The sequence below is a fragment of the Aliivibrio sp. S10_S31 genome, assembly GCF_014694495.1.
GTDB lineage: Bacteria > Pseudomonadota > Gammaproteobacteria > Enterobacterales > Vibrionaceae > Aliivibrio > Aliivibrio fischeri.
Genome location: NZ_JAAUWR010000018.1, coordinates 68,999 through 94,615 on the forward strand (window position 1 = coordinate 68,999; position 25,617 = coordinate 94,615).

The following is a 25,617-nucleotide window of genomic DNA, read 5'->3' on the forward strand; positions in this document are numbered from 1 at the left end:
ATCATCTCCCCAAATTAGGTAATAAAAATATGTATAAACAGATCTTGGTTCCAGTAGATTTAAACGAAAAAGGGTTTGCAGATAAAGCCGTTGAATTAGCGGTTTGGCATGCAAAACAATCAAATGCAGAACTGCATCTTTTGAATGTATTACCGGGGATTCATATGTCTATGGTCTCTACATACTTTCCTAAAGATGCTGCAAAGCAAATGAAAGCTGATGTATCCGATCAATTAAACAAATTTGCTGCGAAGTTTGTTGATGAGGAAGTCGTATATAAAGTTCATGTGTCAGAAGGAAAACCTTATGTCACTATTCTTGATTACGCTGAACGCTTAGGTGCTGACCTTATTGTCATGCCGAGCCACAAACGCTCAAAGATTGATAAGGTAATGTTAGGTTCGGTGGCAAGTAAAGTTGTTGAAAACTCACCAATCAATGTCATGGTTGTAAAGCCACAAGGCTAACCATAATGAAAAGATTCAGTTCGAGACATTCATCTCGAACTGATTTTTTATTAAGATGATTTCAATGTTTTATAATCTGGTAGCTTTCTTGTTGGATCATAAATAGAAAACATCATCTCTTGTGCTTCAGGATAAAAATCACAAGGGACAAAAATAGAGCGAACCCAGTCCGATTTTGGATGGTAAAAGCTCAATTCAGCCGCATGCAACTCCAAACGAGAAGAGAAATTCTTCGCTTCCTCATTCGCATAAAACTCATCCCCAACAATCGGATGCCCAATCGATAGCATATGTACACGTAATTGATGAGAGCGCCCAGTAATCGGTAGCAACCGAACAATCGTCGTTTTCTCTTCACGTCTTACAACTTGATAGCGAGTTTGAGAAGGTTTGCCATGCTCAAAACAGACTTTCTGTTTTGGTCTATTCTCCCAATCACAAATTAAAGGTAAATCAATTTCACCTTCATCTTGCTCAATGTTTCCCCATACTCGCGCATAATAAATTTTATGCGTTAGACGGTACTGAAACTGTTTCTTTAAATGACGTTCGCTGTATTTATTCATCGCAAACAACATTAACCCTGACGTAGACATATCTAAACGATGTACAACTTGAATATCAGGGAATTCAACCTTTAAACGGCTCCACATACTATCGTAATGCTCAGGAGCTCGGCCAGGTACAGATAATAAACCAGATGGCTTGTTTACCACTAAAATAGATTCGTCTTGATAAACAATGTCTATCCACGGATCTTGAGGTGGTAAATATTCTAGCATTGCCATGCTTATACTCACTATAGGCATGCTCTCTGAAACATACCATTATTCAGAGAGCATGATGTTACTTAATTATGGCTCACTACAATTAGACGTAATGAATCTAACTGAACTTGTGCTTTACCAATATAACCAGATAGTTCGCTCATTTGAGTTTCAATTTGAGTTAACTCTTCATCACGAATATTTGGGTTGACTGCTTTCAAAGCTTGTAAACGTTCAAGCTCTGAATTAAGTGCTGCTTTCATCTCTTTTTCAGCATCAGTGCGAACGCTTTCTAAACGCTCTTCCATGCTAATTTCCGCTTTATCGATTAATCCATGGATCTCTTTTTGAACCGAATTAACCAACTTGCTCGCCATATGACGATTAACTGGACTTAGCTGACGGTTAAAGCTTTCAAATTCAACCTGAGCAGAAAGATCATTACCTTTACCATCCATCATGATACGAATAGGCGTTTTAGGTAAGAAACGAGCAATACCACTCTGTTTAGGAGCTTGCGCATCTACTACATAAACCAGTTCTAATAATAAAGTGCCTGCTGGTAATGCTTTATTCTTCAATAAAGAAACCGCTGTTGCCCCTACCCCTTCGGTTAAAACAAGATCAATACCACCTTGAATCATTGGGTGTTCCCAACTGATCAAGTTCATGTCTTCACGAGAAAGCGCTGTTTCACGGTCAAACGTAATAGTACAACCTTCATAAGGTAAACCTGGGTAGCTTGATACCAACATGTTTTCTGCTGGAGTGACAACAATGGCATTTTCACCTTTATCATCTTGGTTTAAACCAATGGTATCAAATAGGTTTAATGCAAAATTAACAAGATTTGTATCGCCGTCGGTCGCCGCAATTTGCTCTGCAATTTCTTTCGCTTTATCACCACCATTAGAATGTACTTCTAATAAACGGTCACGACCTTGCTCTAATTGTGCTTTTAGCGATTTATTTAATGCAGCCGACTCTTCAATTAATGATTCTAAGCCATCAGATTTACCTGTTGCTAAGATAGCAATAATTGCATCAGCAAATTTGTCATAAACAGCACGACCTGTTGGACACGTTTCACCAAAGGCATTCAAACCTTCATCAAACCAACGAGCAAGCAATTCTTGAGATGTACCTTGTAGATAAGGAACATGAATTTCAATATCGCGTTTTTGACCAATACGATCCAAACGACCAATACGTTGCTCAAGTAAGTCAGGGTTAAACGGTAAATCAAACATGACAAGTTGATTAGCAAACTGGAAGTTACGACCTTCAGAACCAATCTCAGAACAAATCAATACCTGTGCGCCGCCTTCTTCTTGTGCGAAGTAAGCTGCCGCTTTATCACGTTCAATAATTGACATACCTTCATGGAAAACCGTACCACGAATACCTTCACGCTCACGTAATGCTTGCTCAAGTTGTAATGCCGTTGAAGCTCGAGATGCAATAATAAGCACCTTCTCATTACGGTTTTCTTTCAGTAGCTCTAGCAACCAGTTAACACGCGGGTCAAACTGCCACCACGTCGCACTATCACCTTCAAACTCTTGGAAGATCTCTTCTGGATAAAGCATCTTCATTGCACGAGCTTCATCCGTCATGCGTCCACCCATCATGGTTGCAACACGCATAGACGTAGCATACTGAGATGGTAAAGGCATCGGCATTAAATTAAGGTTACGCTGTGGGAAACCTTTAATAGCTGCACGAGTATTACGGAATAACACACGACCCGTACCATGACGGTCCATTAAGTTATCCACTAATTCTTGGCGAGCTTGAGCTTGTTCATCTTCTGCTGCTGATGACTCAATAATTCTAAATAGCGGCTCTACATCTTGCTCAGAAAGCAGTTCAGTAATACGGTTTTTCGCATCATTTGATAGTTTTTCACCGCTCATTAATGCCGTTACTGCATCAGCCACAGGTTGATATTGACGTTCTTCTTCTACGAATGCGTCATAATCATAAAAACGATCAGGATCTAATAGACGTAAACGAGCAAAGTGACTCTCATGGCCTAATTGCTCAGGTGTCGCTGTTAGCAGTAATACTCCTGGCGTTTCTTCTGCAATCGCTTCGATAACTTGATATTCACGACTAGGCTTCGTTTGATTCCACTCTAAGTGATGTGCTTCATCTACAACTAGCAAATCCCAATCGGCTTCAACGACTTGCTCAAAACGACGCTTACTCTTACGAATAAAGTCCAAAGAACATAAAACAAATTGTGCGGTATCAAATGGATTTTCAGAATCAGCGTAAGCTTCAACACAACGCTCTTCATCAAAGATAGAAAAATGAAGGTTAAAACGACGCATCATTTCAACTAACCATTGATGTTGCAGTGTTTCAGGTACAACAATCAGTACGCGCTCTGCACGACCAGAAAGCACCTGTTGGTGAATAATCATACCCGCTTCGATAGTTTTACCTAAACCCACTTCATCGGCTAATAAAACACGTGGCGCATAACGACGACCCACTTCATGAGCAATGAATAATTGGTGAGGGATCAATCCAGCACGCATGCCACATAAACCGCGCATCGGGCTTTTGTGTTGTTCGTATTGGTTCTGAAGTGCACGGAAACGCAAAGCAAATCGATCCATACGATCAATTTGACCTGCAAATAATTTATCTTGAGGTTTATTAAAACGGATTTGATGACTCAATAACGTCTCACGAAGTACCACATTGGCTTCGTCAGTATCAACTCGAGTACCGATATAAGTTAATAAACCGCCTTCTTCAATAACGTCTTCAACATCAAGTGACCAGCCCTCATGGCTTTCAATGGTATCTCCCTTATTGAACATCACTCGGGTAACGGGTGCATCGTGTTTTGCGTATAAACGGTTTTCTTCTGATGCAGCAAAAAGTAATGATACGGTTCTGTCATCAACAGCCACTACCGTACCTAAACCTAAATCACTTTCTGTATCACTGATCCAACGTTGTCCCAAAGCAAATGACATAGTGGTAACGCACCTCAAAATTAATTTGTTTTATAAGATATGGAATGAGAATTTTTTCGAAAGCCAAGAATAGACAACCCGCAAAGGTTAAGGCTCAAAAGGGCGCTAATGTTACTGTATGAGAGCACTCAGGTCACGCCAATTTACTATAAAAATGAGTGTAGTCGATTATACGCATTTTTATAAACAAAGTTTACTTTACCGCTTGTAAATATTGCGTTAATTCTGGTGGTTTTTCTGGAGTAAATAATTCAGAAATACGCCCCTGGCTCAGCACTTTTTGCTGACAAATAAAAGCATAATGAGAAGTAAGGGCTTTTGCATCTTGTAAACTGTGCGTCACCATTAAAACGGTTAATTTTTCACTCTTTATCAACGCCTGAATTAACACAATCATTTCTTCCCTTAAGATAGGGTCAAGCGCTGAAAATGGCTCATCCAATAATAAGACAGGTTTTTGCTGAACTAAACATCGGGCTAAGGCTACACGTTGCTTTTGCCCTCCAGATAACTGCTCAGGCAGACGTTGCAGCAAATCATCAACCCCTACTTGATGAGCCGCATCATTAATTTGTTTTTTATCTTTCTCATTTAAACGTAAATTAGGCTTAATACCCAAACCAATATTCTCAGCAACAGATAAATGAGCAAAAAGGTTATGCTCTTGAAATAACATAGATAAAGGACGTTGATGAGGAGCACGTGAAAGCTGTGATTCGTTATTTATTGTAATATCACCACTTTCAGGTTCAATAAAACCTGCTAATAAGCTCAATAAGGTACTTTTACCAGCCCCACTAGGACCTAAAATAGCAACAACGCTTCCCTGCTCTACATTTAAATCGAACTCAAACAAATCAGTATAATATCGATATTTCACATCAGAAAAACGCAGCATTACTGTTTCCTTTTCTTTGATAAAAATAGCCATTCAACAACAGCAAACACACCCACACTCAATAATAAAAGACTCAATGAAATAACGGCTGCCGCTTCCATCTGATAACTGCCAAGCAATTGAAATAAATAGAGTGGTAGTGTTCTAAAATCTTGACTGCCAAACAAGGCAATCGCACTTAAATCACCAACAGACATAATAAAAGCAATGGAAAAAGCATGAGCAAAAGGTTTTCTTAATGCTTTCCATTCAATCACTCTAAACCGTGACAATCCATACAACCCTAAACTTGCACACAATAAATGATATTGTTGCGCAATATGCAGCAAAGGTTGAGCTAACGTTTTTATTACGTAAGGTAATGCCATTAATGCATTAACTAAGATGACAATCCAAATAGCAATACTAAAGACATCGGTTATATTTCTTAATAATAAAAAAAGCCCCGTACTGATCACCAACCCCGGAGTGACTAAGATCATCACACCAATCAGATCTAACTTATCTGCTAATAATCTTTTTTGTTTTAAACGTAAAGACCGAGTTGTATGTAAAAGCAGAACACCAAGAAGTAATGCAATCACAGCGGCACCAAAGGCCACAATTAAAGAGTTGATTAAAGCAGACCAAAACTCCGATGATGTAATAACAACAAATAGTTGTGAATTAAGCCCACTAAGGACAACCATAAATAAGGGCGGTAACATAAAAAGCCCTAAAAGCGTTATCCACGCTCTGTCCCACCACTTTGCTTTATTGGTATCTTGATATAGAACCACTTGTGATAACGATGCTGAATCAACAGAAACTGATTTTGAGAATCGTTGAATACACAATGATAATAATCCACATAATAACATTTGCCATAAAGCTAAAATGGCACCTGATTGCAAATCAAAATCAAACTTAATTGCTTGGTATATTGCTAACTCTATTGTTGTGGACTTAGGGCCACCACCTAGCGCCATTACGGTAGCAAAACTCGTAAAGCAAAGCATAAAGACCAACCCAGCAACATGTGGCAATTGCTGTTTTATTCTCGGCCATGCAACAAGACGATATTTGCTCCACCCCATTAATCCAAGGTGTGCAGATAACTGATGTTGTTCAATGGAAATAGAATCTAATGATTGCAGTAACAGCCGAGTTGCAAAAGGGAAATTAAAAAAAACATGAGCCAATAAAATGCCATTTAAGCCATAAATCGAAAATGGTAACGATGCGCCAAACCAAGCAAAGGCATCAGCAATTAATCCACTGTTCCCATAAATAGCTAGTAAACCAAAAACCCCCACAAGCACTGGTAATACTAATGTAGTTGCACAGAGTTTTAGCAGTAATCCACGTCCTATAAATTGACGGCGAGATAAAGCATAGGCTGTTGGTATAGCCAAACCAATACTGATTATGGTTGATAAAAATGCTTGGTATAAACTAAATTGAGTGATGTAGCGGTAATAAGGATCAGACCAAATTAGGCGTAAATCTAAACTCGGAGATTCGATTAAAAGCGCACTAATTGCACCACCAACGAAGCAGAGAATAATGGCTGCAACGATATAGCCGAATAAAGGCGTGGAATTAAATAAAGTTCGAGATTTCATGAATAAAATAAAGGAGCACTAGTGGCTCCTTATTACACCAATTAAAAAGTTAACGCATGTTGCCATTCACGGATCCAAGATTTACGCTTTTGCGCGATGTCTTCAGAGCTAAATGACAATGCTTTATTAGGTACCGTCAATGTTTCAAATCCCTTTGGTAGTTCAACTTTAGTTACTGGGTACATCCAGTTTCCTGTTGGCATCGCAGATTGAAACTCATCACTTAATATGAATGCTAAAAACTCGTCGGCAAGTTTATTGTGTTTTGTAGATTTAACTTTTGCCGCAACTTCAACTTGAGTGTAATGGCCTTCTGAAAAATTAGCGGCAGCAAATCGTTGATCTTTTTCAGCAATAATATGGTAAGCCGGCGATGTTGTATAAGATAAAACGAGATCCGACTCTCCCTCTAAAAACATACTATAAGCTTCTGACCAGCCTTTTGTTACCGTCACTGTTTTTTTAGATAGTTGCTTCCATGCTTGAGCGGCATCATCCCCATAAACAGATTTAATCCAGAGTAATAAGCCTTGCCCCGGCGTTGAAGTTCGAGGATCTTGATAAATCACTTTTAAATCGTCGCGCTGTTCAACCAACTCTTTTAGGCTCTTTGGAGGATTAGTTACTTTCTCTTTGTTGTAAACAAAAGCAAAATAACCAAAGTCATAAGGAATAAACGTTGTATCACTCCACCCATTAGGTAAATGTACCGAACTTGTATCGATTTGATGTTGAGCGAGTAACCCCGTTTTTTTCGCTTCCGCCATTAAGTTATTATCTAAACCCAATACAATATCAGCTTTAGCATTCTTTCCTTCAAGACGTAGACGATTCAAAATTGATACGCCATCATCTAATGCAACCAGCTCTAAATTACAGCCACATTTAGCTTCAAATGCCGCTTCAACTTTAGGTCCTGGGCCCCAATCCGCTGCAAATGAATCATAAGTGTATACCGTTAGTGTTTCTGACGCGGACACAGAAAAAGAAGAGATGCTTGCTAATGCAATAGCGAGAGATAGTTTTTTAACTGGAAGTGAAGTTACTGTTGTTTTCATTATGCGCTCTTTCATCCTTTTGAGCGGCACAGGCTAGAGTTGAAATACTCATAGGAGAATGTCATCTCAATTCCTACGCCAGCGTTATCTGGTTCAGGTGATACGGGTTTAAATGAACATTATCCAATCTTCATTAATCTCAGCCAAAGCTCCCCGATGAGAAGTCGTATTGTAAGTGTGAATAGCTTAATGAGCCAGAGCTTTTATTGTACAGCTATCGATGATCATAACCCCAGCGAGGTACAAGTCCTTGCTCTACACCTAAATGATCCAAAATTCTTGCTACCATAAAATCAATTAAATCTTCAATGGATTTAGGTTGATGATAAAAACCTGGGGCAGCAGGCATAATTGTCGCCCCTATTTGCGATAACTTAAGCATATTCTCTAAATGTAATGTTGAGAATGGTGCCTCTCGAACCACAAGAATCAGCTGACCTCGTTCTTTTAAAACCACATCAGCCGCTCTTTCGATTAAATTATCAGAAATACCATGAGCAATTGAGGCAACACTACCAGCTGAACATGGACAGACAATCATTTGTTTAGGTGCAGCAGAACCAGAAGCTACAGGAGAAAACCAGTCCTCTTTACCACAAACAGTTAGCTTATCTGCATTACAACCTAAGTGTTCAACTAATGCCGCTTTCATAGCATCAGGTCCACTTGGTAATTTCAAATCATGTTCTGTCGCCATTACAACTCTAGCAGCAGAAGAGATAAGAAAATACACGTGATAATCAGCAGCAAGTAAACACTCGAGCAAACGCAACCCATAAGGCGCTCCTGAAGCCCCTGTCATAGCTAACGTAATTGCTTTTTGTTTACTCATGTTAATCCACCATTTCTATATGTTTTACGGCATCACCTAAGCGTGAAAGCAATTTACCGTGAATACCTTCAAAGCCACCATTGCTCATTACCAAAATTTGATCACCAGGCTGTGCTTCGTTCACTATCATATCAACGAACGCATCAATGTTATTATGCGTGTGAGCAGGTTGAGTACATTGTTGTGCAACGTCATCAACTGACCATGCGATATTATCTGGTTGATAAAGATAAACTGAATCTGCAGCATGCAATGAAGCCGCTAATGTATCTTTATGAACGCCAAGCTTCATTGTACTTGAGCGAGGTTCTAATACGGCAATAATCTTTTTATCACCGACTTTATTACGTAGACCATTTAATGTTAGATCAATAGCTGTTGGGTGATGAGCAAAGTCATCATAAACCGTCACACCATTTACTTCGCCTTTCAACTCAAGACGACGCTTAGTATTGATAAATTTACCCAAAGCTTCACAAGCTAAATCAGGGGTAACACCCACGTGGCGAGCAGAAGCAACGACCATAAGCGCGTTACTTACGTTGTGATCGCCAACTAAGTCCCAATTAACTTGCCCAACGTTTTCACCTTCAAAATAGACATCAAACTGACTACCATCTTTTTGAAGTTTGATGGCTTTCCATTGACCGTCTTCACCAGTGAACTCTAATTCACTCCAGCAGCCTTGCTCTAATACTTGCTCTAAAGGTTTATCTTGCTTAGGTGCAAAAATACGACCAGTACTTGGCACCGTTCTGATTAAGTGATGGAATTGACGCTGAATTGCAGCCAAATCATCAAAAATATCGGCATGGTCAAACTCAAGGTTGTTTAATACAAGCGTACGAGGACGGTAATGAACAAACTTTGAACGCTTATCAAAAAAAGCACTGTCATATTCATCTGCTTCAACAACAAAGAACATGCTTTCACCTAAGCGAGCTGACTCACCAAAATTGCCTAATACACCGCCAACTAAGAAGCCTGGCTTATAACCACACTCTTCTAGTACCCAAGCTAACATACTTGATGTTGTTGTTTTACCGTGTGTACCAGCAACCGCCATCACCCAACGATCTTGCAGTAAAAACTCTTGTAACCACTGAGGACCAGATGTGTATTTAAGATTTTTATCTAATACATATTCAACACATGGATTTCCACGACTCATGGCATTACCAATGACGACTAAATCAGGTGCAGGGTCTAATTGGCTTGGATCAAAGCCTTCAATAATCTCAATGCCTTGAGACTCTAATAATGTGCTCATTGGTGGATAAACGTTAGCATCACAACCAGTTACTTTATGTCCGAGTTGACGTGCTAGTGTTGCAGCGCCACCCATGAATGTTCCACAAATTCCAAGGATATGAATATGCATAATAAAAACCGTCTTATATTAAATTAAGTGAGCAACTTTTATACAAAGTTACTTCAATACTCTTAAAAAGTTCTATGCTATAGAATGAATTACAGCAAACAGTAACACAACTATTATAAAAATAAATCAGTACCTGACCCGACTTCGCGTTGATATCTAATAACAGAGAATTAAAGGAATAACTATGTCTGAAATAAGAACTTTAGGTGAGTTCATTGTTGCGAAACAACATGACTTCCCTCATGCCAGTGGAGAACTCTCTTCATTAATCGGTTCCATAAAATTAGCCGCCAAAATTGTAAACCGTGAAATTAATAAAGCAGGTTTAGTTGATATCACTGGTGCCTCTGGTGAAGAGAATATTCAAGGTGAACAACAACAAAAATTAGATGTTTACGCCAACGATAAGTTTAAAGCAGCACTTGAAGCTCGTGACCAAGTTTGTGGTGTTGCTAGTGAAGAAGAAGATGAAGCGGTTGCTTTCAATAAAGAGCTCAACCAAAATGCAAAATACGTTGTGTTGATGGATCCATTGGATGGGTCTTCAAACATTGATGTGAATGTTTCTGTTGGTACTATCTTTTCTATTTACCGCCGAATTTCACCAATAGGAACACCCGCCACTGAAGAAGACTTCCTACAACCGGGACACAAACAAGTCGCTGCTGGTTACATTATTTATGGCTCATCAACCATGCTTGTTTATACAACAGGGAATGGTGTTCATGGTTTTACTTACGACCCTTCACTTGGAGTTTTCTGCTTATCCCACGAAAATATGCAAGTCCCAAAAGATGGCAACATCTATTCAATAAATGAAGGTAACTACATTCGCTTTCCTGAAGGCATTAAGCAATACCTTAAATTTTGCCAAGAAAGTAAACCTGAAGATAATCGTCCCTATACCTCTCGATATATCGGTTCTTTAGTTGCAGATTTCCATAGAAACCTTTTAAAAGGTGGTATTTATCTATACCCAAGCACTCAAGCCTACCCCAATGGAAAATTAAGATTACTTTATGAATGCAATCCTATGGCAATGTTAATTGAGGAAGCGGGTGGTAAAGCGACAGATGGTGAACAGCGTATCTTAGATATAAAACCAAGTGAACTGCATCAACGGGTGCCTTTCTTTGTTGGTTCAACAAATATGGTCGATAAGGTTCATGCGTTTTTAGATGAATGGCGAGACTAATTAATAAATTAAAACAGTAAGTTATAATGTACAGATACAAAAAAACCGAGTCCTAAGACTCGGTTTTTTCTTAAAGCTTATTCTGATTACTCAGCGTCTGCTTCTACTTCTGGGCGATCTACAAGCTCAATGTATGCCATTGGAGCTTTGTCACCTGCACGGAAACCGCACTTCAGAATACGAGTGTAACCACCAGCACGTTGTGCAAAGCGTGGACCTAACTCGGTGAATAGTTTTGCTACAACTTCGTTATCACGAGTGCGAGCAAATGCTAGACGACGGTTAGCAACACTGTCAGTCTTAGCTAATGTAATCAAAGGCTCAACTACGCGACGTAGCTCTTTTGCTTTTGGCAAAGTCGTCTTGATAATTTCGTGACGAACTAATGAGCTAGCCATGTTGCTAAACATCGCTTTGCGATGGCTGCTGTTGCGGTTGAGTTGACGACCACTCTTACGATGGCGCATGACCTAATCCTTCTAACTAGATAATTAGTGAACTGATTAATCTTCAGCGATAGACGCTGGTGGCCAGTTCTCTAGGCGCATACCTAAAGAAAGTCCACGTGAAGCTAGAACATCTTTAATTTCAGTTAAAGATTTCTTACCAAGGTTTGGAGTCTTAAGTAACTCAACCTCAGTGCGCTGCACCAGATCACCAATGTAGTGAATCGCTTCTGCTTTCAAACAGTTAGCAGAGCGAACCGTTAGTTCAAGATCGTCTACAGGACGCAGTAGGATCGGATCGAACTCTGGCTTCTCTTCTTTTTCTTCAGGAACACGTACATCACGAAGATCTACGAATGCATCCAGTTGCTCAGCTAAAATTGTAGCTGCACGACGGATAGCTTCCTCAGGATCAAGCGTACCATTTGTTTCCATATCGATAACAAGTTTGTCTAAGTCAGTACGTTGCTCAACACGTGCCGCTTCAACCGCGTAAGAAATTTTATCTACTGGGCTGTAAGTTGCATCGACAAGCAGACGACCAATTGGACGCTCATCTTCTTCAGTATGGATACGAGCTGTTGATGGTACGTAGCCGCGACCACGCTCTACCTTGATTCTCATGCTGATTTCAGCATTGTCATCAGTCAAGTGGCAGATTACGTGCTCTGGGTTCGCAATCTCAACATCACCATCATGGGTGATGTCACCTGCAACAACAGGGCCTGCACCAGACTTGTTAAGAGTAATGATAACTTCATCTTTACCCTCAACCTTAACGGCTAGGCCTTTAAGGTTCAGAAGGATTTCAAGGATATCTTCCTGAACACCTTCTTTGGTGCTGTACTCGTGTAATACGCCTTCGATTTCCACTTCAGTTACGGCACAACCCGGCATTGAAGATAGTAAAATACGACGTAGAGCGTTACCTAGAGTGTGGCCGAAACCACGCTCTAACGGCTCAAGAGTTACTTTTGCATGAGTCGTGCTGACTTGTTCAATGTCAACAAGACGTGGCTTTAGAAATTCTGTTACAGAACCCTGCATTGTGTCCTCTCTTTATTTAAGCCTTACTTAGAGTAAAGCTCGACGATCAAGTGTTCGTTGATGTCGGCAGACAAATCAGAACGTTCTGGAAGACGCTTAAACGTACCTTCCATTTTGCCAGCATCTACTTCAATCCAAGTTGGTTTTTCGCGTTGTTCAGCAACTTCTAGAGCAGCTTTAATACGTGATTGCTGTTTAGCTTTTTCACGGATTGAAACAACGTCGTTAGCCGCAACTTTGAAAGAAGGAACGTTAACAACTTTACCATTAACTAGGATAGACTTATGGCTAACTAGTTGGCGAGATTCAGCACGAGTTGCGCCAAAGCCCATACGGTAAACTACGTTATCTAGACGACCTTCAAGAAGCTGAAGCAGGTTTTCACCTGTGTTGCCTTTAAGGCGAGCAGCATCTTTATAGTAGTTACGGAATTGTTTTTCTAGAACGCCGTACATACGACGAACTTTTTGCTTCTCACGAAGCTGAACGCCATATTCAGATAGACGACCGCGACGAGCGCCGTGTACACCTGGAGCGTTATCAATTTTACACTTGGTATCGATCGCACGTACACCAGATTTAAGGAATAAATCTGTGCCTTCGCGACGGCTAAGCTTCAGCTTAGGACCCAAATATCTTGCCATGTTCTTTCTCCAATATTCCTAGAAACGAAACTTAAACGCGACGTTTCTTAGGTGGACGACAACCGTTATGAGGGATCGGAGTAGCATCAACGATGTTTGTGATGCGGTATCCAGCAGCGTTTAATGCACGGATAGTTGACTCACGACCAGGACCAGGGCCCTTAACCATAACTTCTAGGTTCTTAACGCCATATTCTTTGGCCATTTCACCACAACGCTCAGCAGCAACTTGTGCAGCAAACGGAGTAGATTTACGAGAACCACGGAAACCAGAACCACCTGCAGTAGCCCAAGCTAGTGCGTTACCTTGACGGTCAGTAATGGTTACGATTGTGTTGTTGAAAGAAGCATGGATGTGCGCTACGCCATCCGCTACTTGCTTGCGAACGCGCTTACGAGCGCGAGTAGGTTGTTTTGCCATTGTACTCTCTACCTTATCCGATTATTTTTTGATCGGCTTGCGCGGACCTTTACGGGTACGTGCGTTGGTTTTAGTACGCTGTCCACGTAACGGTAGACTGCGACGGTGACGAAGACCACGATAACAACCAAGGTCCATAAGACGCTTAATGTTCATCGATACTTCACGACGTAGGTCGCCTTCTACAGTGTATTTGGCAACACCATCACGCAGAATATCAATCTGCTCATCATTCAGTTCACTGATCTTAACATCTTCAGCAATACCCACTTCAGCTAGGATAGCTTGAGAGCGAGTTTTACCGATGCCGTAGATCGCTGTTAAAGCGATTACAGCGTGTTTATGATCAGGAATGTTAATGCCTGCTATACGGGCCACTATTCACTCCTAGTACTTTTTCTTAAGAAGAGCCGCAACAAAGCCCGTTGAGGATACGTTGCGACTATAACTACTTCTTTTGCACACAAAAGGTAGGCCGAGAATAATACTCGGCCTAACTTAATATATCAAGTAAAAATTTCTGCTAATTAACCTTGGCGTTGCTTATGCTTTGGTTCAACGCAAATTACACGCACAACACCGTTGCGCTTAATAACTTTACAGTTGCGGCAGATTTTTTTAACGGAAGCACGAACTTTCATTGCTAAACTCCGTAAAATTGGAATCTGAAATTAACGGCCGTAGCCTTTCAGATTAGCCTTCTTCAACACGGACTCATACTGTTGAGACATCAGATGAGTCTGAACCTGTGCCATAAAGTCCATGATAACAACAACTACGATTAGTAGGGAAGTACCGCCAAAATAGAAGCGTACGTTCCAAGCGATCATCATAAACTCGGGAATCAGACAGATAAAGGTAATGTACATCGCACCAGCTAAGGTTAGACGTGTCATAACTTTATCAATATATTTCGTAGTCTGTTCACCTGGGCGGATTCCGGGTACGAATGCACCAGACTTCTTCAAGTTATCAGCTGTTTCACGCGGGTTAAACACCAACGCAGTATAGAAGAAACAGAAGAAGATAATTGCTGCTGCATAAAGCATTACGTATAACGGTTGACCTGGACTTAATGCCATTGAAACATCAGTTAACCAACCGAATGTTCCTTCACCGTTACCACCAAACCACTGAGCCAATGTCCCAGGGAATAGTATAATACTTGATGCAAAAATTGCAGGAATCACACCAGCCATATTAATTTTAAGTGGCAAGTGAGTACTTTGAGCTGCAAATACCTTACGGCCTTGCTGACGTTTCGCATAGTTAACGACGATACGACGTTGACCACGCTCCATGAACACTACAAAGTAGATAACTGCAAATGAGATCACTGCAATTAGTAATAGAAGAAGCACGTGCAGTTCACCTTGACGCGCCTGCTGGATCGTTTCACCGATAGCTGGTGGTAAACCTGCAACGATACCTGTGAAAATAATCAAAGATATACCGTTACCGATGCCACGCTCAGTAATTTGTTCACCTAACCACATTAAGAACATGGTACCAGTTACTAAACTTACTGTAGCTGTCAGATAGAACATCATGTCAGGGTTAGCAACTAACCCTGGAATCATGCTTGGTAGACCGGTTGCAATACCAATTGCTTGGAATGTAGCCAGCACCAAGGTGCCATAACGTGTGTACTGATTAATCTTACGACGACCAGACTCACCTTCTTTTTTCAATTCAGCTAGAGGTGGATGAACAACTGTTAACAGTTGAACAACGATAGATGCCGAAATGTACGGCATAATACCTAGAGCTAGAATTGAGGCACGCGACAGTGCACCACCAGAGAACATGTTAAACAGTTCAATGATGGTACCCTGCTGCTGTTCGAAAAGATCAGCAAGGACAGCAGCGTCAATCCCAGGAATTGGCACAAATGAGCCTGCTCGGAACACTAAAAGCGCACCTATAACAAATAACAGACGCGATTTCAGTTCAGCTAGGCCGCTCTGAGCACTATTTACTTCTTTTCCTGGTTTCTTTGCCATTGTACCTCATCCTTCGAGGATTATTCCTCGATCTTACCGCCTGCAGCTTCGATCGCAGCTTTAGCGCCTTTCGTTACGCGTAGACCTTTAACAGTTACAGCAGTAGCGATTTCACCAGAAAGTACAACTTTCGCGAACTCAATGTTCTTAGTGATTACGTTAGCAGCTTTAAGGCTGTTTAGATCGATTACGTTACCTTCAACTTTAGCAAGTTCGCTTAGACGAACTTCTGCAGTTACTAGGCTCTTACGTGAAGTAAAGCCAAATTTAGGTAGACGTTGTTTTAGAGGCATTTGACCGCCTTCAAAACCAGCGCGAACTTTACCGCCAGAACGTGATTTTTGGCCTTTGTGACCACGGCCACCAGTTTTACCTAGGCCAGAACCGATACCACGACCTACACGCTTCTTAGAAGGTTTAGAGCCAGCAGCCGGTGATAGAGTATTCAAACGCATTCTGATTACTCCTCAACTTTAACCATGTAGTAAACTTTGTTGATCATGCCGCGAGTACACGGTGTATCTTCAACTTCTACTGTATGGTTGATGCGACGAAGACCTAGACCTTTAAGGCACAAGATGTGCTTAGGTAGGCGACCGATTGAGCTTTTAGTCTGAGTTACTTTGATAGTTTTAGACATGGTTCTTACTCCGAAATAGATTCAACAGTTAGACCACGCTTAGCAGCTACCATCTCAGGTGACTTAACGCTACTTAGACCAGCGATCGTTGCGCGAACAACGTTGATTGGGTTAGTAGAGCCGTAAGCTTTAGCTAGTACGTTGCGGACACCCACAACTTCTAGTACTGCACGCATCGCACCACCAGCGATGATACCAGTACCTTCTGCAGCTGGTTGCATGTACACTTTAGAACCAGTGTGGCGACCTTTAACAGCGTGGTGAAGAGTACCTTCGTTAAGTGCAATCGTAAACATGTTACGACGTGCTTTTTCCATTGATTTTTGAATCGCAGCAGGTACTTCACGAGCTTTGCCGTAACCGAAACCTACGCGACCGTTACCGTCACCAACAACTGTTAGTGCAGTAAAACTAAAGATTCGACCACCTTTAACCGTTTTAGAAACACGGTTAACAGCAATTAGCTTTTCGTTCAAATCTGTAGCTTGTTGTTGTTCTTTAGCCATCTTCCAACCCTACCTTAGAATTTCAGACCAGCTTCGCGAGCAGATTCTGCTAGCGCCGCTACTCGGCCGTGGTATTGGAAACCAGAACGATCGAAAGCAACATTAGTAATGCCTTTTTCGATAGCGCGCTCAGCAATTAGTTTACCAATTGCTTCAGCAGCAGCTTTGTTGCTAGTGTTTCCAAGTTGCTCACGGATTGCCTTTTCTACAGTAGAAGCGGCAGCGATAACCTCTGAGCCGTTTGGTGCGATTACCTGAGCGTACGTATGACGCGGAGTACGGTGTACTACAAGGCGAGTTGCACACAGTTCAGCGATCTTACGACGTGCACGTGTAGCACGACGGATGCGAGATGCTTTCTTATCCATAGTGATACCCTACTTCTTCTTAGCTTCTTTAGTACGCACGATTTCATCGGCGTAACGAACACCTTTACCTTTGTAAGGTTCAGGCTGACGGTATGAACGAAGGTCCGCAGCAACTTGACCAACTAATTGCTTATCACAACCAGTTACAACGATCTCAGTTTGAGTTGGACACTCAGCTTTAATACCTTCTGGTAGAGCGTGCTCTACTGGGTGTGAGAAGCCAAGAGTTAGGCCTACAGCGTTGCCTTTCATAGCAGCACGGTAACCTACACCTTTAAGAATTAGCTTCTTAGTAAAGCCTTCATTTACACCGATAACCATATTGTTTACTAGTGCACGAGCTGTACCAGCTTGAGCCCAAGCATTGGCAACGCCTTCGCGTGGACCAAATACAATAGTGTTATCTTCTTGTGAAACAACTACAGCGTCGTTAAGAACGCGAGTTAGTTCACCTTTACCACCTTTGATAGTGATTTCCTGGCCGTTCAGTTTCACTTCTACGCCAGCAGGAATTACTACAGGTGCTTTAGCAACACGAGACATATCCTACTCCTATTAAGCTACGTAGCAGATGATTTCGCCACCAAGACCAGCTTTACGCGCAGCGCGGTCAGACATAAGGCCTTTTGATGTAGAAACAACAGCAATACCAAGACCACCCATTACAGATGGTAACGCGTCGTTCTTCTTGTAAACACGAAGACCTGGACGAGAAACACGTTGGATTTGCTCGATAACTGGTTTAGCTTGGAAATACTTTAAAGTGATTTCTAGCTCAGGTTTGATGTCGCCTTCAACAGCGAAATCAGCGATGTAGCCTTCAGCTTTAAGTAGTGCAGCGATTGCAACTTTAAGCTTTGAAGAAGGCATTTTAACAGCAACTTTGTTTGCTGATTGACCGTTGCGAACGCGGGTCAGCATATCCGAAATCGGATCTTGCATGCTCATAAGATTTACTCCAAATGATTAAGTGGCAATTACCAGCTAGCCTTACGAAGACCCGGAATCTCGCCTTTCATGCAAGCTTCACGAACCTTAATACGGCTTAAACCGAACTTACGTAGGTAACCGTGTGGACGACCAGTTTGGTTGCAACGATTACGCTGACGTGATGCACTTGAATCACGAGGTAGAGCTTGCAGTTTAAGAACTGCATCCCAACGCTCTTCTTCAGAAGCATTTACATCGCTAATTAGAACTTTTAACGCAGCGCGCTTTTCAGCGAACTTAGCTACAAGTTTCGCACGTTTAGCTTCACGTGCTTTCATTGATTGTTTAGCCATAACAGTAACCCTTCACCTTACTTACGGAATGGGAAGTTAAAGGCAGCCAGCAGAGCTCGGCCTTCCGCATCTGTATTCGCAGACGTCGTGATAGTAATATCAAGACCGCGTACACGATCAACTTTATCATAGTCGATCTCAGGGAAGATGATTTGCTCGCGAACGCCCATGCTGTAGTTACCGCGACCGTCAAAAGACTTCGCGCTAACACCACGGAAATCACGTACTCGTGGAAGTGCAATAGAGATTAAACGCTCTAAGAATTCCCACATACGTTCGCCACGCAGGGTTACTTTACAACCGATTGGGTAGCCTTCACGGATTTTGAAACCAGCTACAGATTTACGCGCTTTAGTAATCAATGGTTTTTGACCAGAGATAATTGCCATATCGGCAGCTGCGTTTTCTAGTAGTTTCTTATCGTTGATTGCTTCACCAACACCCATGTTTAGGGTGATCTTTTCAACCCTAGGGACTTGCATGACGCTTGTGTAGCTGAACTCTTTGGTAAGCTCAGCGACTACAGACGACTTGTAGTAATCATGCAGTTTCGCCATAGTAGAACTCCAAATTACTTAATTGTTTCACCGTTAGATTTGAAGAAACGCACTTTTTTGCCTTCTTCAAAACGGAAACCGATACGGTCCGCTTTACCAGTTGCTTCGTTGTAGATTGCGATGTTAGAAGCATCAATAGCTGCTTCTTTCTCAACAATACCGCCTTGTTGACCAAGAGCCGGTACAGGCTTTTGGTGCTTCTTAACAAGGTTGATACCTTCAACGATAACTTTACCAGTTTCAAGAACCTTAGTTACTTTACCTTTCTTGCCTTTATCTTTACCGACAAGAACGATTACTTCGTCATTACGACGGATTTTAGCTGCCATTTTGTGCCGCTCCTTACAGAACTTCTGGTGCTAGTGAAACGATTTTCATGAATTTCGCATTACGAAGTTCACGAGTCACTGGACCAAAGATACGTGTACCGACTGGTTGCTCAGTAGTGTCATTCAACAATACGCAAGCATTACGGTCGAAGCGAATGATAGAACCGTCTGGGCGACGAACGCCTTTACGGGTGCGCACTACTACCGCCTTCAGAACATCACCTTTTTTAACTTTACCGCGAGGAATTGCTTCCTTAACAGTAACTTTGATGATATCTCCGATATGTGCATAACGGCGGTGAGAGCCACCCAGAACCTTAATACACATTACCTTGCGCGCACCAGAGTTATCTGCAGCGTCAAGTGTACTTTGCATTTGGATCATTGTTAGTGCTCCGCTAAATATTTAAAACTAGACCCATCACGGGTCGGGCTGCCTCTTTAAAAGGGATGGGGATTGTATCACCATTTTTTAAATAAAGGTAGTCAAAAAATAAACGGCCCCAAAAAAAATTCGGAGCCGCTTAAAGTCGCTATAGAATCAACAAATTAAGCTTTTGCTTTTTCTACAATGTTTACCAATGTCCAAGACTTAGTCTTAGATAGTGGACGACATTCACGAATCTCAACTGTGTCGCCTAGGCCACATTCGTTGTTTTCATCATGTGCGTGAAGCTTAGTCGTGCGCTTGATGTATTTACCGTAGATCGGGTGTTTCACCATGCGTTCAATAGCAACAACAATAGACTTGTCCATTTTGTCGCTAATTACACGACCTTGCATAGTACGAATTTTCTCGCTCATTATGCGCCAGCCTTCTCATTCAGTAAAGTTTTAACACGTGCGATATCACGACGTACAGCTTTCAGAGTGTGAGTTTGCTGTAGTTGACCAGTCGCAGCTTGCATGCGCAAGTTGAACTGTTCACGTAGCAAATTCAGAAGCTCTTCATTTAGCTCTTCAACGTTTTTCTCGCGTAGATCTTGTGCTTTCATCACATCACCTGCTTAGTTACAAAAGTAGTTTTGATAGGCAGTTTACGTGCCGCTAGGCGGAACGCTTCACGTGCCAACTCTTCAGGTACGCCGTTCATTTCGTACATAACCTTTCCAGGTTGGATTTGGGCTACCCAGTACTCAACGTTACCTTTACCCTTACCTTGACGAACTTCAAGCGGTTTTTCTGTGATAGGTTTGTCTGGGAACACACGGATCCAGATTTGACCTTGACGCTTAATGTGACGCGTCATAGCACGACGAGCCGCTTCAATCTGACGAGCAGTTAGACGACCACGGCCTACAGCTTTAAGACCGAAGTCGCCGAAGCTTACTTCAGTACCTTTAGCAAGACCACGGTTACGACCAGTCATAACCTTACGGAACTTAGTACGTTTTGGTTGTAGCATCAGTCGGCTCCTTACTTACGGCTTCTGCGCTGCTTCTTAGGCTTGTCAGCCTTAGGCTCTACTGCGTTAGCAGCTGGCATACCGCCTAGAACTTCACCTTTGAAGATCCAAACTTTAACGCCGATCACACCGTATTGAGTGTGAGCCGAAGAAGTTGCGTAATCAATGTCAGCACGTAGAGTATGTAGAGGCACACGACCTTCACGGTACCACTCAGAACGTGCAATTTCAGCGCCGCCTAGACGACCGCTTACTTCCACTTTGATGCCTTTAGCGCCAAGACGCATTGCATTTTGTACAGCACGCTTCATAGCACGACGGAACATAACACGACGCTCAAGTTGAGACGCGATGCTATCAGCAACTAGCTGACCGTCAAGCTCAGGTTTACGTACTTCAGCAATGTTAATTTGCGCTGGAACACCTGCGATTTTTGCTACGCCTGCGCGTAGTTTCTCTACGTCTTCACCTTTCTTACCGATTACAACGCCTGGACGAGCAGTGTGAATAGTCACACGGATGCTCTTAGCAGGACGCTCGATAACGATGCGTGATAGAGATGCTTTTTTCAGTTCTTTAGTAAGATACTGACGTACCTTGAAGTCGCCGTCTAGGTTGTCAGCGAACTCTTGGCTACTAGCAAACCATGTAGCATTCCAAGGCTTAACGATGCCAAGACGAATACCATTAGGATGTACTTTTTGACCCATTTGCTTAATCTCCTAGTCTTTAACGATCAGCTACAACGATAGTGATGTGGCTTGAACGCTTCAAGATGCGATCTGCACGACCTTTAGCACGAGGCATAATACGCTTCATGATAGGGCCTTCATCTACGAAGATTTTAGCGACATTTAGATCGTCGATATCTGCACCTTCGTTGTGTTCAGCGTTTGCGATTGCAGACTCAAGAACTTTCTTCACTAATACAGCAGCTTTTTTGTTGCTGAAAGTTAGGATTTCTAGAGCTTGGTCTACAGATTTACCACGTACTTGGTCCGCAACTAGGCGAGCTTTCTGTGGTGAAATACCGGCAAAACGATGTTTAGCAATAGCTTCCATATTCTACCTCTTAACGCTTTTTCGCTTTCTTATCAGCAGCGTGGCCGCGATAAGTACGTGTAGGTGCAAATTCGCCCAACTTGTGACCGATCATGTCTTCTGTTACGAAAACTGGTACATGTTGGCGACCATTATGGACAGCGATGGTCAAGTTGATCATTGTTGGAATGATCATTGAACGACGGGACCAAGTCTTAACAGGCTTTTTGTCTCCGCTTTCCACCGCTTTCTCTACCTTCTTCAGCAAGTGTAGGTCAATAAAAGGACCTTTCTTGAGAGAACGTGGCATGGCGATTCCTCTTTATAGATTATTTGTTACGACGACGTACAATGTACTTGTCAGTAGATTTGTTCTTACGAGTCTTGAAGCCTTTAGTTGGCATACCCCATGGTGATACTGGGTGACGACCGCCTGATGTACGACCTTCACCACCACCGTGTGGGTGATCAACTGGGTTCATTGCAACACCGCGAACTGTTGGACGAACACCGCGCCAGCGTGTAGCACCAGCTTTACCTAGCTCACGTAGCATGTGTTCAGAGTTACCAACTTCACCGATAGTCGCACGACCTTCAGAAAGAACTTTACGCATCTCACCAGAACGTAGACGTAATGTAACGTAAGCGCCATCACGTGCAATGATCTGTGCATAAGCACCAGCAGAACGTGCGATTTGCGCGCCCTTACCAGGTTTTAATTCAACACAGTGAACAGTAGAACCTACTGGGATGTTGCGCAATGGTAAGCAGTTACCTGCTTTGATTGGCGCATCAACACCTGATTGTACTGTATCGCCAGCTTGAATGCCTTTTGGTGCGATAATGTAACGACGCTCACCGTCTGCGAACAGAACTAGTGCAATGTTTGCACTACGGTTTGGATCGTATTCTAAACGTTCAACAACAGCTGGAATGCCATCTTTTGTACGTTTAAAGTCAATTAGACGGTAGTGTTGCTTGTGACCACCACCAACGTGACGTACTGTGATACGACCGTTATTGTTACGACCACCGTTCTTAGAGTTTTTCTCTAGAAGTGGTGCGTATGGTTTACCCTTGTGTAGGTCAGCGTTAACGATTTTAACAACGTGACGACGACCAGGGGAAGTCGGCTTACATTTAACAATAGCCATTTTTAACTACTCCTGTTATTCCGCGCCGCCAACGAAGTCTAAGTCTTGACCTTCTTTCAAGATTACGTACGCTTTTTTCACGTCAGAACGACGGCCTTGGCGTAAACCTTGACGTTTAGTTTTACCCTTAGTGATAAGAGTATTTACAGACTTAACTTCAACTTCAAACAACTTTTCTACAGCTGCTTTAATCTCTTTTTTAGTTGCATTAATTGCTACTTTGAAAACAATAGTGTTATTGCCTTCAGCAGCCATTGTTGCTTTTTCAGAGATTAGTGGGCCACGTAGAACTTTTAGTAGACGCTCTTCATTGATCATGCCAGCATCTCCTCAACTTGCTTAACTGCAGCTGCAGTCATTAGAACCTTGTCGAATGCAACTAGAGATACTGGATCAATACCAGCAACGTCACGTGCGTCAACTTTGTATAGGTTACGAGCAGCTAAGAATAGATTCTCGTCTACTTCGCCAGTTACGATAAGAACATCGTTAAGCTCAAGCTCTTTAAGCTTAGCAACTAGCTCTTTAGTTTTTGGTGCTTCAACTGAGAAGTTGTCTACAACGATCAGACGATCTTGACGAACTAACTCAGAAAGAATGCTCTTAAGAGCACCACGGTACATTTTTTTGTTTACTTTTTGGCTGTGATCTTGTGGTTTCGCAGCAAAAGTAACACCACCTGTACGCCAGATTGGGCTACGAATAGTACCCGCACGAGCTCGGCCTGTACCTTTTTGACGCCATGGCTTAGCGCCACCGCCAGATACTTCTGAACGTGTTTTTTGAGCACGAGTGCCTTGACGAGCACCTGCTGCATATGCAACAACTACTTGGTGTACAAGAGCTTCGTTAAACTCACGTCCGAAAGTAGTTTCGGAAACAGTTAGTGCATCAGCACCTTTAACCATTAATTCCATTACTTACTCCTAAGACGTTATGCTTTAACAGCTGGTTTAACGATCACGTTGCCACCTGTTGAGCCTGGTACTGCACCTTTAATAAGAAGCAGATTGCGCTCAGCGTCAACACGTACGATCTCTAGGTTTTGAGTCGTAACACGCTCAGCACCCATGTGACCTGCCATTTTTTTGCCTTTGAATACGCGACCTGGAGTTTGACATTGGCCAATTGAACCCGGTGCACGGTGAGACAAAGAGTTACCGTGAGTCATATCTTGAGTACGGAAGTTCCAACGCTTAACAGCGCCTTGGAAGCCCTTACCTTTAGATGTACCAGTAACGTCTACTTTTTTGATTTCGTTGAAAACTTCAACAGTTAGCTCAGCGCCTACTGCGAATTCTTCACCGTTTTCTAAACGGAATTCCCAAAGACCACGACCTGCTTCAACACCTGCTTTCGCAAAGTGACCAGCTTCAGGTTTAGATACGCGGTTAGCTTTCTTAGAACCACAAGTAACTTGGATTGCATTGTAGCCATCAGTTTCAACAGTTTTCACTTGAGAAACACGGTTAGCTTCAACTTCAACAACAGTTACTGGGATAGAAACGCCTTCTTCGGTAAAGATGCGGGTCATGCCCACTTTACGACCGACTAGACCAATCATAATAATCTCCCCTTAACCTAGGCTAATTTGAACATCAACGCCAGCAGCAAGGTCTAAACGCATTAGTGCGTCAACAGTTTTATCTGTTGGCTCAACAATGTCGATTAAACGCTTGTGAGTACGGATTTCGTACTGGTCACGTGCGTCTTTGTTAACGTGAGGAGAAGTAAGAACAGTAAAACGCTCTTTACGAGTAGGTAGTGGAATAGGACCACGAACCTGAGCGCCAGTGCGCTTAGCTGTTTCAACGATCTCCGCTGTAGACTGATCGATTAGTTTATAATCGAATGCCTTTAGGCGGATACGAATACGTTGGTTCTGCATGAGACAGAGCTCCAATAATAAATACACAAACAATATCGCCACTCAATCCCGTAAGAACGAGAGAATGCCGATTGATTTATGTGAAACCATAGGTCCAAAATTAGGACACATTGTCAGTTAACTTATATTAGAAATTAATCTAAAAGTTTAAGTTCTAATAATATTAACCGCGAACATAAGCTGAGTATACATTCTAAGTAACTTACCCTACTCTGTAGGAATAAGCACTTTCCTCGCTGCTCATTGGTTCACAACTGGCTTAACCAGTGCAATGCATTATACAGATCACACTTTCAGTTGCAAGCATTGTTTGAAAAACAAACGAAAAAAATTATATTTTCTTACAAGCAACAAAAAAGGAAGCCGAAGCTTCCTTTTTTAGTCATGCGGTATATCGCAAAATCTTTAGCTATTAAGCGAAGATTTTAGCAACAACACCAGCACCAACTGTACGGCCACCTTCACGGATCGCGAAGCGTAGACCTTCGTCCATTGCGATTGGAGCGATTAGCTCAACCGTCATTTGAACGTTGTCACCTGGCATTACCATTTCTACGCCTTCTGGTAGAGTGATGTCGCCTGTTACGTCAGTTGTACGGAAGTAGAACTGTGGACGGTAACCTTTGAAGAAAGGAGTGTGACGGCCGCCTTCATCTTTAGAAAGAACGTACACTTCTGACTCAAATTTAG

At 42.2% G+C, this 25,617-nt stretch carries 37 protein-coding genes, 1 pseudogene and 1 riboswitch; of the genes and pseudogenes, 2 read left to right on the plus strand and 36 right to left on the minus strand.

Annotation, left to right across the window (positions count from 1 at the left end; translation table 11 throughout):
- Nucleotides 1-29 precede the first annotated feature (29 nt).
- Nucleotides 30-467 (plus strand): universal stress protein, encoded by a 438-nt coding sequence (locus HC728_RS15235; RefSeq protein ID WP_005417292.1) that lies wholly within the window; start codon nucleotides 30-32, stop codon nucleotides 465-467.
- A 50-nt stretch (nucleotides 468-517) separates the two neighbouring features.
- Here HC728_RS15235 and rluA read toward each other — a convergent pair whose 3' ends face one another.
- From rluA to mpl, 7 genes are all read right to left on the minus strand, one after another.
- The gene (gene rluA / locus HC728_RS15240) at nucleotides 518-1,255 is read right to left on the minus strand and encodes a bifunctional tRNA pseudouridine(32) synthase/23S rRNA pseudouridine(746) synthase RluA (protein WP_011261089.1); all 738 of its coding nucleotides are present in this window, start codon (nucleotides 1,253-1,255) and stop codon (nucleotides 518-520) included.
- 62 nt (nucleotides 1,256-1,317) lie between these two features.
- Nucleotides 1,318-4,227 carry an RNA polymerase-associated protein RapA gene (rapA, locus tag HC728_RS15245; RefSeq protein ID WP_005417288.1) on the minus strand — a complete coding sequence of 970 codons (2,910 nt, stop codon included), beginning with the start codon at nucleotides 4,225-4,227 and terminating at the stop codon, nucleotides 1,318-1,320.
- A gap of 193 nt (nucleotides 4,228-4,420) precedes the next feature.
- Nucleotides 4,421-5,125 (minus strand): thiamine ABC transporter ATP-binding protein, encoded by a 705-nt coding sequence (gene thiQ, locus HC728_RS15250; RefSeq protein WP_017018279.1) that lies wholly within the window; start codon nucleotides 5,123-5,125, stop codon nucleotides 4,421-4,423.
- A complete protein-coding gene (gene thiP / locus HC728_RS15255) occupies nucleotides 5,125-6,729 on the minus strand; it encodes a thiamine/thiamine pyrophosphate ABC transporter permease ThiP (protein WP_017018280.1) in 1,605 nt (534 codons plus the stop codon). Before thiP ends, thiQ begins: the two co-directional genes overlap by 1 nt.
- A 41-nt stretch (nucleotides 6,730-6,770) precedes the next feature.
- Nucleotides 6,771-7,787 carry a thiamine ABC transporter substrate binding subunit gene (gene thiB / locus HC728_RS15260; protein WP_017018281.1) on the minus strand — a complete coding sequence of 339 codons (1,017 nt, stop codon included), beginning with the start codon at nucleotides 7,785-7,787 and terminating at the stop codon, nucleotides 6,771-6,773.
- Between the two features lie 53 nt (nucleotides 7,788-7,840).
- A riboswitch (TPP riboswitch) is annotated at nucleotides 7,841-7,953 on the minus strand.
- Between the two features lie 48 nt (nucleotides 7,954-8,001).
- Nucleotides 8,002-8,619 carry a flavin prenyltransferase UbiX gene (locus tag HC728_RS15265; protein ID WP_005417280.1) on the minus strand — a complete coding sequence of 206 codons (618 nt, stop codon included), beginning with the start codon at nucleotides 8,617-8,619 and terminating at the stop codon, nucleotides 8,002-8,004.
- Between the two features lies 1 nt (nucleotide 8,620).
- Complete coding sequence (gene mpl / locus HC728_RS15270) at nucleotides 8,621-10,000, minus strand: UDP-N-acetylmuramate:L-alanyl-gamma-D-glutamyl-meso-diaminopimelate ligase (RefSeq protein WP_026029220.1); 1,380 nt, start codon at nucleotides 9,998-10,000, stop codon at nucleotides 8,621-8,623.
- 184 nt (nucleotides 10,001-10,184) lie between these two features.
- Here mpl and fbp point away from each other — a divergent pair, with 184 nt between their 5' ends.
- Complete coding sequence (fbp, locus tag HC728_RS15275; RefSeq protein WP_012532656.1) at nucleotides 10,185-11,195, plus strand: class 1 fructose-bisphosphatase; 1,011 nt, start codon at nucleotides 10,185-10,187, stop codon at nucleotides 11,193-11,195.
- A gap of 86 nt (nucleotides 11,196-11,281) precedes the next feature.
- Here fbp and rplQ read toward each other — a convergent pair whose 3' ends face one another.
- The 29 genes and pseudogenes from rplQ to tuf all read right to left on the minus strand — a co-directional run.
- On the minus strand, nucleotides 11,282-11,662 hold the full coding sequence (rplQ, locus tag HC728_RS15280; protein ID WP_005417273.1) for a 50S ribosomal protein L17: 381 nt from the start codon (nucleotides 11,660-11,662) through the stop codon (nucleotides 11,282-11,284).
- 36 nt (nucleotides 11,663-11,698) lie between these two features.
- Nucleotides 11,699-12,688, minus strand: coding sequence for a DNA-directed RNA polymerase subunit alpha (rpoA, locus tag HC728_RS15285; protein ID WP_005417271.1), 990 nt, complete (start codon nucleotides 12,686-12,688; stop codon nucleotides 11,699-11,701).
- A gap of 23 nt (nucleotides 12,689-12,711) precedes the next feature.
- A complete protein-coding gene (rpsD, locus tag HC728_RS15290; protein WP_005417269.1) occupies nucleotides 12,712-13,332 on the minus strand; it encodes a 30S ribosomal protein S4 in 621 nt (206 codons plus the stop codon).
- A 31-nt stretch (nucleotides 13,333-13,363) separates the two neighbouring features.
- Nucleotides 13,364-13,753, minus strand: coding sequence for a 30S ribosomal protein S11 (gene rpsK, locus HC728_RS15295; RefSeq protein WP_005303517.1), 390 nt, complete (start codon nucleotides 13,751-13,753; stop codon nucleotides 13,364-13,366).
- A gap of 21 nt (nucleotides 13,754-13,774) precedes the next feature.
- Nucleotides 13,775-14,131, minus strand: coding sequence for a 30S ribosomal protein S13 (gene rpsM / locus HC728_RS15300; RefSeq protein WP_005417266.1), 357 nt, complete (start codon nucleotides 14,129-14,131; stop codon nucleotides 13,775-13,777).
- A gap of 149 nt (nucleotides 14,132-14,280) precedes the next feature.
- Complete coding sequence (rpmJ, locus tag HC728_RS15305; RefSeq protein WP_005417265.1) at nucleotides 14,281-14,394, minus strand: 50S ribosomal protein L36; 114 nt, start codon at nucleotides 14,392-14,394, stop codon at nucleotides 14,281-14,283.
- A 30-nt stretch (nucleotides 14,395-14,424) separates the two neighbouring features.
- Nucleotides 14,425-15,756: a preprotein translocase subunit SecY gene (secY, locus tag HC728_RS15310; RefSeq protein WP_005417263.1), complete on the minus strand. Its 1,332-nt coding sequence runs from the start codon at nucleotides 15,754-15,756 to the stop codon at nucleotides 14,425-14,427.
- A 20-nt stretch (nucleotides 15,757-15,776) separates the two neighbouring features.
- A complete protein-coding gene (gene rplO / locus HC728_RS15315; RefSeq protein WP_005417259.1) occupies nucleotides 15,777-16,211 on the minus strand; it encodes a 50S ribosomal protein L15 in 435 nt (144 codons plus the stop codon).
- A gap of 5 nt (nucleotides 16,212-16,216) precedes the next feature.
- Nucleotides 16,217-16,396 (minus strand): 50S ribosomal protein L30, encoded by a 180-nt coding sequence (gene rpmD / locus HC728_RS15320; protein ID WP_005417257.1) that lies wholly within the window; start codon nucleotides 16,394-16,396, stop codon nucleotides 16,217-16,219.
- Nucleotides 16,397-16,401: 5 nt separating this feature from the next.
- Nucleotides 16,402-16,902, minus strand: coding sequence for a 30S ribosomal protein S5 (rpsE, locus tag HC728_RS15325; protein WP_005417255.1), 501 nt, complete (start codon nucleotides 16,900-16,902; stop codon nucleotides 16,402-16,404).
- 14 nt (nucleotides 16,903-16,916) lie between these two features.
- Nucleotides 16,917-17,270 (minus strand): 50S ribosomal protein L18, encoded by a 354-nt coding sequence (rplR, locus tag HC728_RS15330; protein WP_005417253.1) that lies wholly within the window; start codon nucleotides 17,268-17,270, stop codon nucleotides 16,917-16,919.
- 9 nt (nucleotides 17,271-17,279) lie between these two features.
- Nucleotides 17,280-17,813, minus strand: coding sequence for a 50S ribosomal protein L6 (gene rplF, locus HC728_RS15335; RefSeq protein WP_017018283.1), 534 nt, complete (start codon nucleotides 17,811-17,813; stop codon nucleotides 17,280-17,282).
- A gap of 12 nt (nucleotides 17,814-17,825) precedes the next feature.
- Nucleotides 17,826-18,218, minus strand: a complete 393-nt coding sequence (gene rpsH, locus HC728_RS15340) for a 30S ribosomal protein S8 (protein WP_005417249.1) — start codon at nucleotides 18,216-18,218, stop codon at nucleotides 17,826-17,828.
- 29 nt (nucleotides 18,219-18,247) lie between these two features.
- Entirely contained in the window at nucleotides 18,248-18,553 is a 306-nt protein-coding gene (gene rpsN, locus HC728_RS15345) for a 30S ribosomal protein S14 (RefSeq protein WP_005417246.1), read from the minus strand.
- A gap of 17 nt (nucleotides 18,554-18,570) precedes the next feature.
- Entirely contained in the window at nucleotides 18,571-19,110 is a 540-nt protein-coding gene (gene rplE, locus HC728_RS15350; RefSeq protein ID WP_005417245.1) for a 50S ribosomal protein L5, read from the minus strand.
- Nucleotides 19,111-19,124: 14 nt separating this feature from the next.
- Nucleotides 19,125-19,439: a 50S ribosomal protein L24 gene (gene rplX, locus HC728_RS15355; protein WP_005417243.1), complete on the minus strand. Its 315-nt coding sequence runs from the start codon at nucleotides 19,437-19,439 to the stop codon at nucleotides 19,125-19,127.
- Nucleotides 19,440-19,452: 13 nt separating this feature from the next.
- Nucleotides 19,453-19,824, minus strand: a complete 372-nt coding sequence (rplN, locus tag HC728_RS15360) for a 50S ribosomal protein L14 (protein WP_005417241.1) — start codon at nucleotides 19,822-19,824, stop codon at nucleotides 19,453-19,455.
- A gap of 164 nt (nucleotides 19,825-19,988) precedes the next feature.
- Nucleotides 19,989-20,243 (minus strand): 30S ribosomal protein S17, encoded by a 255-nt coding sequence (gene rpsQ / locus HC728_RS15365; RefSeq protein WP_005417239.1) that lies wholly within the window; start codon nucleotides 20,241-20,243, stop codon nucleotides 19,989-19,991.
- A complete protein-coding gene (rpmC, locus tag HC728_RS15370) occupies nucleotides 20,243-20,434 on the minus strand; it encodes a 50S ribosomal protein L29 (RefSeq protein WP_005417238.1) in 192 nt (63 codons plus the stop codon). The genes rpsQ and rpmC overlap by 1 nt, the downstream gene beginning before the upstream one ends.
- Nucleotides 20,434-20,844, minus strand: a complete 411-nt coding sequence (gene rplP, locus HC728_RS15375) for a 50S ribosomal protein L16 (protein ID WP_005417237.1) — start codon at nucleotides 20,842-20,844, stop codon at nucleotides 20,434-20,436. The genes rpmC and rplP overlap by 1 nt, the downstream gene beginning before the upstream one ends.
- Nucleotides 20,845-20,855: 11 nt before the next feature.
- On the minus strand, nucleotides 20,856-21,554 hold the full coding sequence (rpsC, locus tag HC728_RS15380; RefSeq protein ID WP_005417236.1) for a 30S ribosomal protein S3: 699 nt from the start codon (nucleotides 21,552-21,554) through the stop codon (nucleotides 20,856-20,858).
- 19 nt (nucleotides 21,555-21,573) lie between these two features.
- Nucleotides 21,574-21,906: a 50S ribosomal protein L22 gene (gene rplV / locus HC728_RS15385; protein WP_005417234.1), complete on the minus strand. Its 333-nt coding sequence runs from the start codon at nucleotides 21,904-21,906 to the stop codon at nucleotides 21,574-21,576.
- A 10-nt stretch (nucleotides 21,907-21,916) separates the two neighbouring features.
- Nucleotides 21,917-22,195: a 30S ribosomal protein S19 gene (gene rpsS / locus HC728_RS15390; protein WP_005417232.1), complete on the minus strand. Its 279-nt coding sequence runs from the start codon at nucleotides 22,193-22,195 to the stop codon at nucleotides 21,917-21,919.
- A gap of 19 nt (nucleotides 22,196-22,214) precedes the next feature.
- Nucleotides 22,215-23,039, minus strand: a complete 825-nt coding sequence (gene rplB, locus HC728_RS15395; protein ID WP_005417230.1) for a 50S ribosomal protein L2 — start codon at nucleotides 23,037-23,039, stop codon at nucleotides 22,215-22,217.
- Nucleotides 23,040-23,054: 15 nt separating this feature from the next.
- Nucleotides 23,055-23,357 carry a 50S ribosomal protein L23 gene (rplW, locus tag HC728_RS15400; RefSeq protein ID WP_005417228.1) on the minus strand — a complete coding sequence of 101 codons (303 nt, stop codon included), beginning with the start codon at nucleotides 23,355-23,357 and terminating at the stop codon, nucleotides 23,055-23,057.
- Nucleotides 23,354-23,956 (minus strand): 50S ribosomal protein L4, encoded by a 603-nt coding sequence (rplD, locus tag HC728_RS15405; protein WP_005417226.1) that lies wholly within the window; start codon nucleotides 23,954-23,956, stop codon nucleotides 23,354-23,356. The genes rplW and rplD overlap by 4 nt, the downstream gene beginning before the upstream one ends.
- A 17-nt stretch (nucleotides 23,957-23,973) precedes the next feature.
- Nucleotides 23,974-24,603, minus strand: coding sequence for a 50S ribosomal protein L3 (gene rplC, locus HC728_RS15410; RefSeq protein ID WP_005417224.1), 630 nt, complete (start codon nucleotides 24,601-24,603; stop codon nucleotides 23,974-23,976).
- A gap of 12 nt (nucleotides 24,604-24,615) precedes the next feature.
- Entirely contained in the window at nucleotides 24,616-24,927 is a 312-nt protein-coding gene (gene rpsJ / locus HC728_RS15415; protein ID WP_005417222.1) for a 30S ribosomal protein S10, read from the minus strand.
- A gap of 412 nt (nucleotides 24,928-25,339) precedes the next feature.
- A pseudogene (gene tuf / locus HC728_RS15420) lies at nucleotides 25,340-25,617 on the minus strand (elongation factor Tu); the annotation flags it as partial.

What these genes read in the sequence shown, in the direction of transcription:
- rplF (WP_017018283.1), bottom strand. Translation starts at nt 17,813, where the DNA reads ATGTCTCGTGTTGCTAAAGCACCTGTAGTAATTCCTGCTGGCGTAGAA.
- rpsD (WP_005417269.1), bottom strand. Translation starts at nt 13,332, where the DNA reads ATGGCAAGATATTTGGGTCCTAAGCTGAAGCTTAGCCGTCGCGAAGGC.
- rplN (WP_005417241.1), bottom strand. Translation starts at nt 19,824, where the DNA reads ATGATCCAAATGCAAAGTACACTTGACGCTGCAGATAACTCTGGTGCG.
- HC728_RS15265 (WP_005417280.1), bottom strand. Translation starts at nt 8,619, where the DNA reads ATGAGTAAACAAAAAGCAATTACGTTAGCTATGACAGGGGCTTCAGGA.
- rplC (WP_005417224.1), bottom strand. Translation starts at nt 24,603, where the DNA reads ATGATTGGTCTAGTCGGTCGTAAAGTGGGCATGACCCGCATCTTTACC.
- rpsN (WP_005417246.1), bottom strand. Translation starts at nt 18,553, where the DNA reads ATGGCTAAACAATCAATGAAAGCACGTGAAGCTAAACGTGCGAAACTT.
- rpmC (WP_005417238.1), bottom strand. Translation starts at nt 20,434, where the DNA reads ATGAAAGCACAAGATCTACGCGAGAAAAACGTTGAAGAGCTAAATGAA.
- rplW (WP_005417228.1), bottom strand. Translation starts at nt 23,357, where the DNA reads ATGATCAATGAAGAGCGTCTACTAAAAGTTCTACGTGGCCCACTAATC.
- rpsJ (WP_005417222.1), bottom strand. Translation starts at nt 24,927, where the DNA reads ATGCAGAACCAACGTATTCGTATCCGCCTAAAGGCATTCGATTATAAA.
- rplR (WP_005417253.1), bottom strand. Translation starts at nt 17,270, where the DNA reads ATGGATAAGAAAGCATCTCGCATCCGTCGTGCTACACGTGCACGTCGT.
- rpmJ (WP_005417265.1), bottom strand. Translation starts at nt 14,394, where the DNA reads ATGAAAGTTCGTGCTTCCGTTAAAAAAATCTGCCGCAACTGTAAAGTT.
- rapA (WP_005417288.1), bottom strand. Translation starts at nt 4,227, where the DNA reads ATGTCATTTGCTTTGGGACAACGTTGGATCAGTGATACAGAAAGTGAT.
- rpmD (WP_005417257.1), bottom strand. Translation starts at nt 16,396, where the DNA reads ATGTCTAAAACTATCAAAGTAACTCAGACTAAAAGCTCAATCGGTCGC.
- thiQ (WP_017018279.1), bottom strand. Translation starts at nt 5,125, where the DNA reads ATGCTGCGTTTTTCTGATGTGAAATATCGATATTATACTGATTTGTTT.
- rpsE (WP_005417255.1), bottom strand. Translation starts at nt 16,902, where the DNA reads ATGGCTAAAGAACAACAACAAGCTACAGATTTGAACGAAAAGCTAATT.
- secY (WP_005417263.1), bottom strand. Translation starts at nt 15,756, where the DNA reads ATGGCAAAGAAACCAGGAAAAGAAGTAAATAGTGCTCAGAGCGGCCTA.
- fbp (WP_012532656.1), top strand. Translation starts at nt 10,185, where the DNA reads ATGTCTGAAATAAGAACTTTAGGTGAGTTCATTGTTGCGAAACAACAT.
- rplB (WP_005417230.1), bottom strand. Translation starts at nt 23,039, where the DNA reads ATGGCTATTGTTAAATGTAAGCCGACTTCCCCTGGTCGTCGTCACGTT.
- rplX (WP_005417243.1), bottom strand. Translation starts at nt 19,439, where the DNA reads ATGGCAGCTAAAATCCGTCGTAATGACGAAGTAATCGTTCTTGTCGGT.
- rpsC (WP_005417236.1), bottom strand. Translation starts at nt 21,554, where the DNA reads ATGGGTCAAAAAGTACATCCTAATGGTATTCGTCTTGGCATCGTTAAG.
- rplQ (WP_005417273.1), bottom strand. Translation starts at nt 11,662, where the DNA reads ATGCGCCATCGTAAGAGTGGTCGTCAACTCAACCGCAACAGCAGCCAT.
- rplP (WP_005417237.1), bottom strand. Translation starts at nt 20,844, where the DNA reads ATGCTACAACCAAAACGTACTAAGTTCCGTAAGGTTATGACTGGTCGT.
- HC728_RS15235 (WP_005417292.1), top strand. Translation starts at nt 30, where the DNA reads ATGTATAAACAGATCTTGGTTCCAGTAGATTTAAACGAAAAAGGGTTT.
- rplO (WP_005417259.1), bottom strand. Translation starts at nt 16,211, where the DNA reads ATGCGTTTGAATACTCTATCACCGGCTGCTGGCTCTAAACCTTCTAAG.
- rpsQ (WP_005417239.1), bottom strand. Translation starts at nt 20,243, where the DNA reads ATGAGCGAGAAAATTCGTACTATGCAAGGTCGTGTAATTAGCGACAAA.
- rplV (WP_005417234.1), bottom strand. Translation starts at nt 21,906, where the DNA reads ATGGAAGCTATTGCTAAACATCGTTTTGCCGGTATTTCACCACAGAAA.
- rplD (WP_005417226.1), bottom strand. Translation starts at nt 23,956, where the DNA reads ATGGAATTAATGGTTAAAGGTGCTGATGCACTAACTGTTTCCGAAACT.
- rpsS (WP_005417232.1), bottom strand. Translation starts at nt 22,195, where the DNA reads ATGCCACGTTCTCTCAAGAAAGGTCCTTTTATTGACCTACACTTGCTG.
- thiB (WP_017018281.1), bottom strand. Translation starts at nt 7,787, where the DNA reads ATGAAAACAACAGTAACTTCACTTCCAGTTAAAAAACTATCTCTCGCT.
- rpsK (WP_005303517.1), bottom strand. Translation starts at nt 13,753, where the DNA reads ATGGCAAAACAACCTACTCGCGCTCGTAAGCGCGTTCGCAAGCAAGTA.
- rpsH (WP_005417249.1), bottom strand. Translation starts at nt 18,218, where the DNA reads ATGAGCATGCAAGATCCGATTTCGGATATGCTGACCCGCGTTCGCAAC.
- thiP (WP_017018280.1), bottom strand. Translation starts at nt 6,729, where the DNA reads ATGAAATCTCGAACTTTATTTAATTCCACGCCTTTATTCGGCTATATC.
- mpl (WP_026029220.1), bottom strand. Translation starts at nt 10,000, where the DNA reads ATGCATATTCATATCCTTGGAATTTGTGGAACATTCATGGGTGGCGCT.
- rluA (WP_011261089.1), bottom strand. Translation starts at nt 1,255, where the DNA reads ATGGCAATGCTAGAATATTTACCACCTCAAGATCCGTGGATAGACATT.
- rplE (WP_005417245.1), bottom strand. Translation starts at nt 19,110, where the DNA reads ATGGCGAAACTGCATGATTACTACAAGTCGTCTGTAGTCGCTGAGCTT.
- rpoA (WP_005417271.1), bottom strand. Translation starts at nt 12,688, where the DNA reads ATGCAGGGTTCTGTAACAGAATTTCTAAAGCCACGTCTTGTTGACATT.